Annotated in this window: 13 protein-coding genes; 1 reads left to right on the forward strand and 12 read right to left on the reverse strand. The window is 55.5% G+C overall.

The genetic code is table 11. The annotated features are described in order from the left end of the window. Positions 1–271: 271 nt before the first annotated feature. The 12 genes from ACR0KJ_RS19180 to ACR0KJ_RS19235 form a co-directional block, all read right to left on the reverse strand. On the reverse strand, positions 272–1,003 hold the full coding sequence (locus tag ACR0KJ_RS19180; protein WP_170623138.1) for a hypothetical protein: 732 nt from the start codon (positions 1,001–1,003) through the stop codon (positions 272–274). 370 nt (positions 1,004–1,373) lie between these two features. Next, positions 1,374–1,703, reverse strand: coding sequence for a hypothetical protein (locus tag ACR0KJ_RS19185; RefSeq protein WP_170623135.1), 330 nt, complete (start codon positions 1,701–1,703; stop codon positions 1,374–1,376). Positions 1,704–1,716: 13 nt separating this feature from the next. Continuing rightward, a complete protein-coding gene (locus ACR0KJ_RS19190) occupies positions 1,717–3,126 on the reverse strand; it encodes a sensor histidine kinase (protein WP_170623133.1) in 1,410 nt (469 codons plus the stop codon). Continuing rightward, positions 3,113–3,790 (reverse strand): response regulator transcription factor, encoded by a 678-nt coding sequence (locus ACR0KJ_RS19195; RefSeq protein ID WP_170623130.1) that lies wholly within the window; start codon positions 3,788–3,790, stop codon positions 3,113–3,115. Before ACR0KJ_RS19195 ends, ACR0KJ_RS19190 begins: the two co-directional genes overlap by 14 nt. Before the next feature lie 108 nt (positions 3,791–3,898). Then, positions 3,899–4,435, reverse strand: a complete 537-nt coding sequence (locus ACR0KJ_RS19200; protein ID WP_480627440.1) for a roadblock/LC7 domain-containing protein — start codon at positions 4,433–4,435, stop codon at positions 3,899–3,901. 59 nt (positions 4,436–4,494) lie between these two features. After that, the gene (locus ACR0KJ_RS19205; RefSeq protein ID WP_170623128.1) at positions 4,495–4,857 is read right to left on the reverse strand and encodes a hypothetical protein; all 363 of its coding nucleotides are present in this window, start codon (positions 4,855–4,857) and stop codon (positions 4,495–4,497) included. A 611-nt stretch (positions 4,858–5,468) separates the two neighbouring features. After that, positions 5,469–6,140 carry a response regulator transcription factor gene (locus ACR0KJ_RS19210; RefSeq protein ID WP_170623126.1) on the reverse strand — a complete coding sequence of 224 codons (672 nt, stop codon included), beginning with the start codon at positions 6,138–6,140 and terminating at the stop codon, positions 5,469–5,471. Between the two features lie 69 nt (positions 6,141–6,209). Then, positions 6,210–7,793, reverse strand: a complete 1,584-nt coding sequence (locus tag ACR0KJ_RS19215) for a sensor histidine kinase (protein WP_480627436.1) — start codon at positions 7,791–7,793, stop codon at positions 6,210–6,212. 1 nt (position 7,794) lies between these two features. Next, entirely contained in the window at positions 7,795–9,324 is a 1,530-nt protein-coding gene (locus ACR0KJ_RS19220; protein WP_170623123.1) for an ABC transporter ATP-binding protein, read from the reverse strand. Continuing rightward, a complete protein-coding gene (locus ACR0KJ_RS19225) occupies positions 9,321–10,385 on the reverse strand; it encodes a hypothetical protein (RefSeq protein WP_480627437.1) in 1,065 nt (354 codons plus the stop codon). Before ACR0KJ_RS19225 ends, ACR0KJ_RS19220 begins: the two co-directional genes overlap by 4 nt. 125 nt (positions 10,386–10,510) lie before the next feature. Then, positions 10,511–10,975: an EF-hand domain-containing protein gene (locus ACR0KJ_RS19230; RefSeq protein WP_480627438.1), complete on the reverse strand. Its 465-nt coding sequence runs from the start codon at positions 10,973–10,975 to the stop codon at positions 10,511–10,513. Positions 10,976–11,211: 236 nt separating this feature from the next. Next, complete coding sequence (locus ACR0KJ_RS19235; protein ID WP_480516711.1) at positions 11,212–11,544, reverse strand: YegP family protein; 333 nt, start codon at positions 11,542–11,544, stop codon at positions 11,212–11,214. A 668-nt stretch (positions 11,545–12,212) separates the two neighbouring features. On the opposite strand from ACR0KJ_RS19235, the gene ACR0KJ_RS19240 reads away from it, so the two are divergent. Further along, entirely contained in the window at positions 12,213–12,602 is a 390-nt protein-coding gene (locus tag ACR0KJ_RS19240) for a nuclear transport factor 2 family protein (protein WP_480627439.1), read from the forward strand. Positions 12,603–12,878: the final 276 nt, after the last annotated feature.

Genomic DNA, 12,878 nt, shown 5'->3' on the forward strand with positions numbered 1-12,878 from the left:
GTTTTGATTTCCGTATCACATGAAGTTGTCATTGATGTCTCCACTTTGCGGGCACAGGCTGATCCTGCGCCCTGTACTGAGTGGAGCCCGGGTGCCCCGAGCGAATCTCAACCGTCGTCAGTACCACTTCCGTACAAGCCAAAGTCCAGTTGTTTACTGTAAGAATCGGGCGGAAAGCGGTCATTCGCTGCGAATGCCGCAGGGATCGGCAGCGTGCGAAAAAGCGGACCTTCGCAAAAGCAGCTAAGGAACGATTGGGTGCCGCTCATCATCAGTTCGGTGAATGCAGCGCGGCGAGACGTTTGCAGAGCGTCCCACCAACTTGGACGCAGGAACATGTTGTCGGTATGGAGGAACAACAGCCTGAGTAGCACATCAGCCTTTCGACCGTCAGCAACTCCCGCAAACGAACTCGCAAACGCGCCAGCCGGTCCAACTTCGCTACCAATCCAGCCAAAACAGAAATTGTCTGGCCATTGAGCGACGTCACATTGACCGTAACGTGATCGTAATCTTCGCCGGTTCGGCCAAGCCGCTGTAACGGTTTGCCCTGAACGTCGTATTCGGGATGGAAGGCGCCGCAAGCCACGATAGGAAGGACGCGATCGAACCGGACCGCAAGAAAGTGAAAATCGTCTCGGGCGCCCGAAAGAAGTCGTTCGTCGAACTGTTTCTTCCATCGATCCACGTCGCGCATACCGATCTTCACGCCATTCTGAAAGTTCTTTAGGTGGGTTTGGATCAGTCTTTGTTGAAGGAACGGGAGCCCGCGGTCCAAATCTCGCTGCACCGAAATACCCTTGAGTTGCGCCTCCTTCGCAAACCGCTCATAGGCGATCGCCCGGTAGCTAAAGAGAAAAGCTGTGTCCTTGTTCAGCGACACAGTCTCCCCCTCAATTGGCTTGAACAGCGCCGTATCATGCTTATTGCAGAAGCCGGGGAACAAAGACGCATTGTTAACGCCGACCCTTCGGGGCGAGGGTTTCCCCTGGGTGTCGATCATGTCCTTCATCGTGGGCTTTGCAGTAAGAACATGGCCGGCCTCCGAGATTTCGGCGAACGGCACGCAGGTTATGGATGGCCGCTTCGAGATGGAGAGCTTTCTCAAAGAAGGCAGGTCGTGAGGATGACATTTCTACACAACCTATGACCGAACGTCAGTGCCTAATAATTGGTGCAACTAAACTACAAGGGCACTTTGCTTACACCACGAACTGCACGACCATCCGTTTGAGCCTTAGCAAACGGTTACGATCGGGAATTGGAACGACGTAAAGCCGACCTTCAATGAGGGCGCACAAAAGTCGTCTTACACCAACCCGGTGCGGTGCGGATTGCTCAGATCGCGAGCGTATTCTTGCAATGGTCTCAACTCATTCGCTGTTTTGCGTACACTGACCATGATCTTCGAGGTTTTCTGATCCATGTGCGGACAGTTCATACTTCATCGTGGGGAAATGTAGAGCGAGCGTCCAGACTTCGTTTTCTTTGATATGGATAAAGGTTACACCATCAAGGCCATGCGCGATCGTCGCAGACCCTTTGATGTCGTGAAACACTAGTTGCGCGTCTGCGCCTTCTTCGGGTTGTGAAATTCTGATCTCGTCGCTTGTTACATCTGATAAGCAGTGAAACTCCATTCCGCTTGCAACGGCACTCGAAGCACAGGCTACGCCGCTCATCAGAACCAGTTTTCCCAGCATAATACACCTCGTTTCACGTTTTCTTCTTACGACCATCGAACACGTCGTTTTCTATAGTGTTCACGTCGGGTTTGCCGAAGCTGACGCTAATCCTCAGCCCGGGATCGTTGTTATTGGCTGAAATCTTAGCGCCATGCCGTAGGGCGACGGCTTTGACAAGCGCCAGACCCAGGCCGTTTCCGCTTTCCTTACGAATCCCATCGACGCGGTAAAACGCGTCAAATATCTTATCAAGAAGCGGGCCGGGTACGCCAAAGCCATTGTCTGAGACCTCCAGCACCACCGAGTCGTTGCTGGCCACAAGCGAGACACGTATCCAGGCCTCGGGTGGGCAGTATTTAATCGCATTGTTGATCAGGTTGACCAGAAGTTGCTTCAGCATCTGCTCATCACCCCGGACCAGTATGGTATCGGCGTTAAAATCCGCTGTGATGTTCATCTGCTGGTCTTCGGCCACGGGCAGGAAGGTCTCAACCGCATCAGCGACCAGGGCACTCAAATTAACGGTCGAGAACGGCCGTCTATAAGTACCGGCCTCGATCCGCGATATCCTGAGAATGGTGTCGAACACGGCGCTGAGCCGTTTGAGCTCTTGTTCCAGTTCAAATAATTTTGGCCGTGGGTCGCCGCCATAGTCCAGCTCCGCAAAAACCTGCTGCAGTGCCAGAAATCCGTGGGATAGAGGAGTCTTTAGATCGTGGGCGATGGTGACGGCAGTGGTCTGCGTGCTGATCATCAAACTGGACAACCGGTCCAGATGGCGGTTCATAAGACGTGACACCCGATCAATCTGATCGTTAAGGCTTGAAACCGGAAGGCGGGCCTCAGTATTCCCTTTGGAAACCATGTCGAGTGTTTTTTCAATGCGCCTGAGCTTGCCGTAGCTGTAATAACTTACCCAATAGCCAAGCCCGAGAACGACGATGGTGGTTGCAATGGTGAGGAGCACCAGGCTTTCCCATAGAGTGGTTAATGCCTGGTTCATCGATGCCATGCTGCGTGCGACGACAGTGCGATACCCGAGGTAGTCGGATGCTCTGAGCAGATAAACAGGGCTACCGCCCCCGATCTCAACAAAATCAGGGTCAACTTCGTGCCAGCCATTTGTTTCGGGTATCTTGGCCACAGTGCCTGCAAGAGCAGAGTTATGCTTGTCGAACAGCGCAATTATATGCAGCGTGGTTCGGTTCGGGCTGTTCAGGTGGTCGACCGCGCGCTGGAGCGCGTCTGTGCCGCCATCCAGCAGGATTTCATGCAGCAGCAGTTCCTCTTCCAGAATTTGCTGCTCGAGATTGGCCCGCAGCGTGTCTTTCAGCGCAACATAGGCAGCGTATCCAAACACCGCCGTGATGACCCAGACAACAAGCGCCGCATAGCACGCGGTTCTAAACGGCGCCCCCGAGAAAATACTAGCGCGGTCCATGGAGGCTGTACCCGACATTTCGAATGGTATGCAAAAGCGCGACCTCGAACGGTTTGTCGATTTTGGTTCTGAGACGGCTGATATAGGTCTCGATCACCGTCGAGTTCGGATCGAAGTTGTAATCCCAAACTTGTTCGAGGATCATGTTTCTGGTCACGATCCTGCCCGAGTTGCGCATGAGAAGTTCCAACAGCGCGAACTCTCGTGGTTTCAGATCGATGGTTTGATCCTGTCGGCGAACCAGACGTTTCAGCAGATCCATCGACAAATCCAGAACGCGCAATTCCGTCGCCTCGACCTTGTCGGTGCGCCGTTTCAGCACGCTCTGCAGACGGGCCAGAAGCTCTGAGAAGTGAAAGGGCTTGACCAGATAATCATCCGCACCTTCGGTCAGACCTTCGACGCGATCACTCACGTCGCTAATTGAGGTCAGAAACAACACCGGCGTTTGATTTTGCGCCGCGCGCAGCGCTTTCAATATCGACATGCCGTCCATGCCGGGCAGCACCCGGTCAAGGATCACCGCATCGCATTGGTTGTACAGGCAGTATGACAGAGCATCGCGTCCATCCTCGAACCACTCAACCGTAAACCCGCTGGAGCGGAGCCCCGAGATCACGAACTCTGCGGTTTTGACATCGTCTTCGGCGACTAGAATTTTCATGGTTCCGGCTTTCAATCACATTGCAGAAAGCAACGCTGACGCAACAAGCCCTCGTACGGGTGGTTCAGGCACATTACTGCGCCTGAACCGTCGGCGCGAGGGGGTCATTTATAAACTCAACGTCTCTTCGACGGCTTTTACCTGAAGACGGGCCAAACCCAGATTGGCGGTCTTCTTGTCCAGCGCCACATAGACGAAGATATTCGGGTTCTTTTCCAGGGGCCTGATCAGATGGAACTGCTTGCCCAGCGTGATGAGGATATCCTCGATCACGTCATTCAGCTTCAGCGCATCGATTGCCTGCAGTTTGGCGCGCACGACTTCCACATTCGCCGCCCCAGCGGTTTCAAGGTCGAACTTGGCGCCACCTTCGGTAGCAAGTGTTAGACCGGTGTCACTGTCGACCAGACAGGCGCCGATCAAACCTTTGATTTCACTGAGTTTTGATATGTCCAAAGACATCATCTTCTCCTTCGTTAAGTTAATACCAGCAACTCTTTTTCTGTCAGAGGTGCCATTTAGCGGCTCAGATTCTTCATTCGCAGGGCCGGTGCCTGGGATCTTGATCTTGTATGTCCGGACCAGCCCAAACCGTTCGCCAAACCGCGTGGCGACCGACAGAGAGCTTTGCTTGTTTTTTTCCATCGTCTTCACTCACCGGTTCTGGGTGGAAAGTTGTTTCCGGGGTATGAAAGCAGCATCGTTTAGAACATCTCTGACGTGGTCCGCGGCCTTGCGCCCGGAGTCATCACGCTGTTTGTATGGTGCAGCAACGTGTCTATGAGTTGCTCGTCGATCTGCGGAAGCGCTCTTTGCGCGGCGGCACGCCGACGCGGCAAAGCGAGCGTGGTGGCCTGCAACCGAAACGTCGGCGCAGGTTGTATCGGCACAATATCCGCAGTCTGCCATAACAGCCGTGCAGCGCTCAGCACCGGCCAATACCCAAACGGTGTCTGACACGCGAGTAGCAGAGAGATCGCATCGCCTTTGCCACCTGCAAGGACGCACCACAGGTTGGTGCACTCAAAGCTGACATATGCGATCGCGCAGATGATGATGCTTAACATGCTTGCCTACGACTCATACAAACCGACAGATGAGTGTAGAGGCGATATTCAGTTTAACTGAATTATTCAGAATCTTTAAAAATATGTAAGATTGGCCTGTGCAGGTCCGCTTATCAGTCAGGTAGCTTTCAAGGTTCCTAAATTATCATTTAGTATCAATTATTAAAGAGTTTCTCTCTACATCTTTCAGCGCGAATCCCTGACGCAACGTAATGATGTCCAGAACTGTATCCTACAGAATGCAGCGCACTTTCCCGCAATACATTTGGTTCTGCAAAATATAAGATTTGACAACCCCAAGGCTAGCATGCACTGCCTTCAGCAGCCCGCCAGGTCACAAAATAGGCGACCTCCTCCACTGCGCCGAAACACCCGGAGAAGGCCGCCACGAGGATTGGCCGGGTTCTTGGAGTGAGTGGCATCGTCAGATGCCGGTGTGCCCCGGTTTGGGCGGGCTGTGAACCCACCAACCCTCGAAGTTCTGCTAATCAATCCACCCAGGCATCATGCGTGTGCTTTCTTGCAGTTACTTTTCACCAAGATCAAAATCATGACAGATTTGCAGGTTCTGGTTCTACGCGTCTACTTCTTGCGCTGCGCCAATACCGCACTCAGCCCATCCGGTATCCAACGTTTCTGAGCGTGACGATCCGCTGGCCTTCGGCCCCGATCTTGCGACGCAACCGGCCAACATAGACGTCGACTACATTTGTCAACGGGTCCTCGTGCACCCCCCAGACAGAATTCAGGATGCGTTCACGCGACAGCACACGGCCTGTGTTGGTAAGAAAGAGCAGCAGCAGATCACGCTCTTTCTTTGACAGCTTGATTTCTTGCCCTGCTACCGAAACCTGAAGCGAAGTCCGATCAAACTTCAGATCTCCGCAGATGATCTCGGTCTCGCTGAGATCGCGAGCATAGCCGTTGGCGCGGCGATGTAGTGCCTCGACCCGCGCGATCAGCTCGTCGAAGTCGAACGGCTTGGGCAGGTAATCGTCAGCGCCGATCTTCAGCCCTTCGACCCTTTCTTCCGGGCTATCCAGAGCAGTCAACATCAGGATCGGTGTCTTCGATTTGCGGGCGCGAAGCTTGCGGCACACATCTTGACCTTGAATGCCCGGCAGCATCAGGTCCAGAAGAATAACGTCATAGGTATTTGTCGCGGCAAGCTCCAAGGCATCTTCACCATCCGGAGCGTGATCCACCGCCCAGCCCTCGGCGGACAAACCGCGCCGTATGAAATCGGCAACGCGGGCCTCATCTTCGACAAGCAAGATATTCATGACGTGCCTCAACTCTTTCGCTGTTCGAAACTGCGCCGACAAAATCAGGTTAGCCCTGATGTCCGCGCATCAACCCCTTTTTTGCATCGTGCCGGTTTGAACAACTTTCATCCGCGCAGCCTTTGGCAGGCTTATGACGACCCGCAGCCCGCCCTCTGGCCGATCCTGAAGATCGACAGCTCCACCATGCGCTTCGACGATGGATTTTACCACCGGCAGCCCCAGGCCGCTGCCTTCGATACCTTGCCCCGACGCGTTCGAGCCCCGAAAGAACCGATCAAAGGCCTGGGATTTCTCTGCCGCGCTTAGCCCCGGCCCGTCATCCTCGATGGCTATCGTGCACGAAGCAAGCCCCTCGTCCAGCTTGACCCCGATCGTCGGCCCTCCATAGCGCCGCGCATTCTGTAGCAGGGCCAGCACGGATTGGCGGAGACGCACCTCATCGACCGATGCCATCACTTTGATGTCGAGGCTATCGAACCGAACCGGGTCGGGGAACATTGCGACAGCATCATGAACGATCTTGCGCAGGTCGGTTTGCCTGCGATCCAGCCTCAACTGGCCGGCCTCAAATCGTGCAACGGTCAGCATGTCATCTACGATCTGATTGGTATGCTTTGCTGAATCCCGAATACGCGCCAGCGAATCCGAGGCCTCGTCGGGCAGGGAATTCGACGTCCGCAGGGTAACATCGGCCTCGCCCAGAATAATGGCCAGGGGGGTGCGCAGCTCATGGCTTATGTCCGCCATCAACCGCTTGCGGTTTTCCTCGCCGGTTTCCAGCTTATCGATAAGCTGCTGCAGCTCGGCCGTTCTGGCGGCAACGGTATCTTCAAGCCGCCGCTTCTGCTCGGCGCGGCTGGCCTCACGCGCGGCGAGGCCCTCGGCCATGCCGTTCAGCACGGTGCCCAGTTCGCGAAACTCCAGACTGCCACCAAGATGGACCGGCTCGGAATAGTCGGCCTTGCGCAGGCGACCGATGCCATCTGCCAACCGTGTCAGCGGCTTTCTGATCTGCCGGTTGAACGATACAAGCCCCACCAGCAGGACCGCGATTGCGGCCAGAACAATCATGTAGACCAACCGCTCGTTCCATTGCCGAAAGGCGATTGCCTCGGCCAGAACATCCTCGACCTCCTCAATCTCTTCATCCAGCGCGGCCTGAATCTTCTGATCAAGCGCGTCATCGATATCTCCATCAAGCAGACCCGCCAGGCGTTCTATCTGAACAAAGGTCTCAATCGGGTTGCCTTCGGCTGAGAGGCTTGCGATGGCCGCGTTGACGGATTCGATATCATCCTCAATCTCATCAAGCAGTTCCAGTTCCTCAATCTCTTCGTCGCCCACCATCTGAATCTCACGCGCGATGGTCTTACGGATCGCTTCCAGAGTCTGGGCGATCTTTGCCCGCAGTTCGACTTCACTCACCCCGTCGTCCCGATCCCCGATAAGCAGCGCATCGCCGTGCTGCTTGAACAGGCGGTAGAGGTCCGCTTCCAGCCGCAGATGCAGCCCATAGGATTCCTGCGCCAACTGTATCCGCGCATCCCACCACCGGGTTTTTTCGAGGCTGTATAAGGTCAGGCCCGCCAGCCCCCCAAGAAAACCGACAAGAACCATTGCATAGATACCAAACAGGGTAGATGAGCGCATGTCAGACGACCTTTGAGTTCTCTTCCAGATTAAGAGGGATGGTTTCTTCGACCAATATGATCGTAGCACCGGACAGAGCCCGCAGCGTCGCAAGCAAGTCAGCCTGATGGGATTTGCACAATTCCCACCGCACCGAGGCGATGACAATGACATCTGCCTTGCCAAGAACGGCGCGGGTCAAGTCCAGCCGCAATGTCTGATGCGGCAACAACCCATTGCCGTTTTCTGCCAGGCGCTGATCAAGACCGCGCGGCGCAGACAGCAGATCAGACAAGCCAAAGCGCCGCATGACCTCTGATATCCTCCTGTCGCCAGGCCGCTTCCGGCACATTAGGCTTGCCGACCGGCGCAAACTGCCCTGAAGGCCGATATGATCATTTCCGACAAAGGCCACTTTGGGGGCCTTGTCCTGCCTGCTGAAGCGCACGTTGATCCCCGCGCGCCGGTCGAGCCCCGCGATACACCGCGCGATGGTCAACGCGTGTTTACCTGTCAGAGTCGAGACGGCGCTATGTCCAGCCATGAACGCGATGGGCGTCTGATCAACTTCTCCGGTGATTTCGATTGCAATGGGGCCGGTGCAGGGCGTCGCTTTCCGCAGCACCTCGGGTTCCGACAGCAGCCTCTCGGCCTTTTCGCGCGCCACACGCCACGCGCAATACTGGTCCCATGCCCCGGCGAGCCTCTGCAGCGGATGGGCGACCAGCGCAATGACCGAAAGACAGGCAGCAACCGTGGCTGGCGCTATGCCGGTTTGGCTGGCTTGCCAGAGCATCAGAAGACCGGCAAAGGCTACACCCATCTGCAGCGTTGCCTGAAGACTGGCGGTTCGCCCCCTGCGCGCCAGAGCATCGCTGCGAAGCGATGCGCCTTGAGCGTTCAACCTGCGCAGCTCTCGACCGGTGCGGCCCATTAGGTCCAGTTCCGGCGCAATCGCGATCCGTTCGATCATTGAAATTGCGATATTTGCCCGGCGACTGCGCAGATTTCGATGCCGACGTCCCAGATGCCACGCCAAGGCCGCCATCACCGCAACAGAGAACCCCAGCGCAGATACGCCGCTGATCGCAAGCGCCGGGCTCAGCACATAAAGAATGGCGGCAGCGCCTGGGATCACTATGGTAGCAGACCACACATCAGGCAGACCGCGACCAAACCAGAGGCGGGCGGCCGAAAGATCTCCAACGAAACGCAGAGACAAAGCCCCCAGCCGACGTTCTTCGTGGCGGGATTTCGGTAGGCGGGCGATCTTCCGATACAGAACCTGACGCAGCGAGATCGCGTAGCTCTGGCCCAACGCCTCGGCGCGGTATTGCGATATTAGCAGACACAGCGCCGCGACGACGCCTGCCATTGCCAGTTGCGCGACGGTTTCCACGGCCAGGACATTGCCACCGTGCAGTGTTGCGAACGCATCCCGGGTGGCAAAGGCGGCAACGGCCAATGCGCCCGCCTGCAGGATGCTGCTGGACACCACCAGGACCGCATCGATGATGCGGTCCCTTGTGGCCAATCCGGGGAGGAGTTTCATGCGGCCACATCTTCAGGTGCACGGCGCATCAGCGGCACGACATGCCGGGTGATGATCTCGGGCGACCACAGGTCTTCGCGCGACAGGATCGGGCGGCCCGTGACCTCGATGGCTTCGGCAGCGGCCAGAGGCGAGCAACTGACCATCCCCGAAATCGCAAAGGGGCTGAGACCCGCCTGATCCAAAACGGTCACACCGCCAAGAGCGCTCAGCGCATCTGGGGCAGCGAATAAGATGCCATCCAGACGGTCGCGAATGCGCGAGGATTGCAGGATGGCCCGGGTTTCCTGTTGGAACACACCATCGGCAATTTCAACCACCACAACCTCGGCCCCGCGCGCGGCGGCGGTGGCAACCAGCGTGTCAAAGCCGGCTTCGATCTGCGCCAGGGGCATACGGTAAGTAGTGGCCATCCCAACATCCGTGAAATCCAGAGCCGGAGCGCCGCCGTCCTCAAAACTGTTGAAGTCGCCAAAGGCGCCGGTTCCGGTGGCTTTGATCCCGGCCACGGTAAAGCCCGACCGCATCAGGCCGTGCCCAAGGCTCGACGCGGCGGTTGTTTTGCCAGAGTTCATTGATGCGCCAAAAACACCGATGACAGTGACCTTTTCATTGGATGGCAGGCTGGGCAGAGCATAATCTGCCACGTTGATCACCCGCCCCTCCGCAGTCGTCAGAAGGCCGAGAGGTTTCAGCCGGGTGGGGTCTTCCATACGGACATGGGCCGCGTCCACCCGCCCGGCGACGCCGCCGCCTGCCACCAGATCAATCAGATCGTCATCAATGATTGCAGTGGCCAGAAACTGATCTGGCGCATAGCGATCCCCCAGGCAAAGGACGACGAAATCGCCCGGATAACTGGCCGAAGCGCGGCGCTCGGCCAATTGGATTTTCTTGTGGTGCCCGATCTCAGCAATCTCGCACAGGATCAGATCACCCGCCTTTGCGGCGTCCATCCGCGTGGAAAGTCCGCGCACGTCGGATCGATCGACCCTGCGGGTGGTAAAGGCCCATTTTGCAATGTCGCAGGCAAAAGGAGAGGTTTGGGGAAACTGTGCCATGCTTAACTCCGTGACTGGCTGTTCGATGCTTTCGTTTTGCCAGCGCCATGTGAGAAAAATCGCAAAACCGGATGAAACTACGGCGTGTGATCAGATGAATGACAGATGAACGCGACGGGCCTAGATCAATCGTCATCCTTATCATCATCGTCGCCGTCATCGCGGTCATCATGGCCACCGTCATCTCTATCGCGCTCACCGTCGTCTCCGTCTTCGTTTTCCCGCTCGCCCCGATTACTCGCGTCGGTCTCACGCGTGCCTCGGTTGTCTTGACTGTCCTTCCCGTTGTCCCGTCCACCACGCAGTTCCATGATCGTGATGCGATTGTCTGCGTTGCGATCTATATCCTGAAGCAATTTTCTTGCCCCCGCCGTCCCAAAGGCGGCGACAAGCTCATCAAAACTCAGAACACCATCCGCGTTCGTATCCACCGAGCGAAAGCTTGCAGTTTGCGCCTCGGCCGTGCCGACGTGCCCCAACCCGACGCATAGAATACAAGTCAGAAGTATGACGCAGACCGCGTGACAGATTGCCCCCGGCCAGCGCTTGGTCCTACATCCATTCCCCGACACAAATGTTCCTTTGCCCATCGGCCCTTCGCGGGAACCAGTGTTTTCTTAACTCCAGTAGGGCAATATGGCGCGTGCAAATGAAGCGCGCATATTCAAAAAATGAACAGAAAATGAACGTGCGAGAGGAATTTCAGAAAACGCATTGATGCAATGTCGGTTGGAAAACCTGTTAATAAGGCATCGGCGTCGCGACTTCGCGCCACCGTGAAACTTGGCTAGCCTCGGTCGTTAGCGCGATCAAGGACGAGTCTAAGTCAGGTCAGGTCTTCGATCCGCGCATCAGGGGCGTTGCGCTTGACGGATTCGATGCCGTTGTCGCGTCCGGATGCACTTGTATAGCTTTCGCTGGTCCCGATAACCTGGCCATTGCTGGCTTTCAGGTTGAACATATGGCCACCGGATTTGGTTTCCTTCCGCTCATACCTATCGTCGTTCGGAGCGTTTGTTTTTACCGATGCGACGCCGTTTTCGGCGCTGGCCTTTTGGACATACCCTTCACTGGCCAGAATGATCTCTCCATTTCCCGCCTTTAGCCGGAAACGGTATTCTCCGGCTTTGTCTTCGTAAATTTCAAATTTTCCTGCCATGTAAGCCACCTTATTGTTTTAGAATCCAAACGCGTTACGACGGTGCGATTTTCGTCAGCCAGTCACAAGAAGAAATTTGTTTTGTGGAACTTCAGCTTAAGGGGCGACCGCAGAGTCTGACAAACAAAGGACCTGTTGGTTCCGCGCTGACCCGGATCATCCACGCGTTCAAGGATTTCCACCTGTTGTTGATGGAATACAATGACACGCTGTAAGATCACCTGCATTCGCATATGGTATGAAATTATTCTCAGACGGAACGCACACTTCAACTGCCCTAATTCAAAACAAGCAGTCCTACCCCAAAATCAGAGCTATGCCGCAGATCGTGAAGTCGCTTGGGATCTCCGCAAAAAACATAAAGCCCCAAAACGCTACGAAGGCCTCATGTGCATCACCAAATGCGGCAATAAACCGAGGTCGTGGCAACTGATAGCTGCGGGCAAGTGGGATGCGGCCGCAGCATTCAAACGCCGTATAATAAGTCAGCTCTGGGCCGCCCTAATCCGTGCAAGCTGGTCTGATCTCCAAAATGCCGCGGTTGCTCCGATGGCAGCAGGAAGCCCGTGTTTCACAGGGCTTTATTGACGCACTGCGGGACGTTCTCGACGTCCCACACTCTGAATGACATAGTTTCTCATAGTGATTGGAAACGGAATGAGACAATGATGGCAGTCGATGAATCTTTTTGGCACAGATACTACGACATTCCTAACCAAGCGCGATTTGTCGAATTGGTGGACACCTTTTACGATACGAACGCGTCATTTGCTAACCCCCGAAAGCAGTTTCGTGGACGCGATGAGTTAATAAATTACTTTCAAGGTGCTGGAGAGTTTGCAAAGCTGACACTTTCCCCTACCGAGATATGGGTCAAACCCGGTGTCACGGCGACGGAGTTGGATTTTACGGCTGAGGCAACGCAAGACATCCCAAATTTAGTTACTGGTCCTCTCGAAGCCGGGCAGATAGCCAAGATAAAAATGGCAGCAACCTATCGGATGAAAGAAACTTTGATCGTTCAGGCGTTTGTGTTTTGGGGCCTAGAAAGCAGCTGAAAATAAATTGGAACGGGAGCTTTTTCCGCGCTGTGATTTCTTCCATCATCTGATTTTGCGAGCGCAGCGAATGGCCGGTTTGAGGGGCCGCGCCGCAACGAACTGAGACACGGGCGAACGGCCGCAATGGGCCGGTTCCGGCGTCGCATTTTCTTGACCCACGACTGATGCTTCATGTCATGGGACATTGGGCCCACAAGTTTGGGACCTCAATTAGTTGTGCCATGTCCCATAAATTGATGTGGATTCCTCAAAGCGTTTTTTGTCGTACATCCG

Source organism: Ruegeria sp. AD6 (assembly GCF_056542325.1).

What these genes read in the sequence shown, in the direction of transcription:
- ACR0KJ_RS19190 (WP_170623133.1), bottom strand. Translation starts at nt 3,126, where the DNA reads ATGGACCGCGCTAGTATTTTCTCGGGGGCGCCGTTTAGAACCGCGTGC.
- ACR0KJ_RS19225 (WP_480627437.1), bottom strand. Translation starts at nt 10,385, where the DNA reads ATGGCACAGTTTCCCCAAACCTCTCCTTTTGCCTGCGACATTGCAAAA.
- ACR0KJ_RS19210 (WP_170623126.1), bottom strand. Translation starts at nt 6,140, where the DNA reads ATGAATATCTTGCTTGTCGAAGATGAGGCCCGCGTTGCCGATTTCATA.
- ACR0KJ_RS19185 (WP_170623135.1), bottom strand. Translation starts at nt 1,703, where the DNA reads ATGCTGGGAAAACTGGTTCTGATGAGCGGCGTAGCCTGTGCTTCGAGT.
- ACR0KJ_RS19230 (WP_480627438.1), bottom strand. Translation starts at nt 10,975, where the DNA reads ATGGGCAAAGGAACATTTGTGTCGGGGAATGGATGTAGGACCAAGCGC.
- ACR0KJ_RS19240 (WP_480627439.1), top strand. Translation starts at nt 12,213, where the DNA reads ATGGCAGTCGATGAATCTTTTTGGCACAGATACTACGACATTCCTAAC.
- ACR0KJ_RS19235 (WP_480516711.1), bottom strand. Translation starts at nt 11,544, where the DNA reads ATGGCAGGAAAATTTGAAATTTACGAAGACAAAGCCGGAGAATACCGT.
- ACR0KJ_RS19195 (WP_170623130.1), bottom strand. Translation starts at nt 3,790, where the DNA reads ATGAAAATTCTAGTCGCCGAAGACGATGTCAAAACCGCAGAGTTCGTG.
- ACR0KJ_RS19200 (WP_480627440.1), bottom strand. Translation starts at nt 4,435, where the DNA reads ATGGAAAAAAACAAGCAAAGCTCTCTGTCGGTCGCCACGCGGTTTGGC.
- ACR0KJ_RS19215 (WP_480627436.1), bottom strand. Translation starts at nt 7,793, where the DNA reads ATGCGCTCATCTACCCTGTTTGGTATCTATGCAATGGTTCTTGTCGGT.
- ACR0KJ_RS19180 (WP_170623138.1), bottom strand. Translation starts at nt 1,003, where the DNA reads ATGATCGACACCCAGGGGAAACCCTCGCCCCGAAGGGTCGGCGTTAAC.
- ACR0KJ_RS19220 (WP_170623123.1), bottom strand. Translation starts at nt 9,324, where the DNA reads ATGAAACTCCTCCCCGGATTGGCCACAAGGGACCGCATCATCGATGCG.
- ACR0KJ_RS19205 (WP_170623128.1), bottom strand. Translation starts at nt 4,857, where the DNA reads ATGTTAAGCATCATCATCTGCGCGATCGCATATGTCAGCTTTGAGTGC.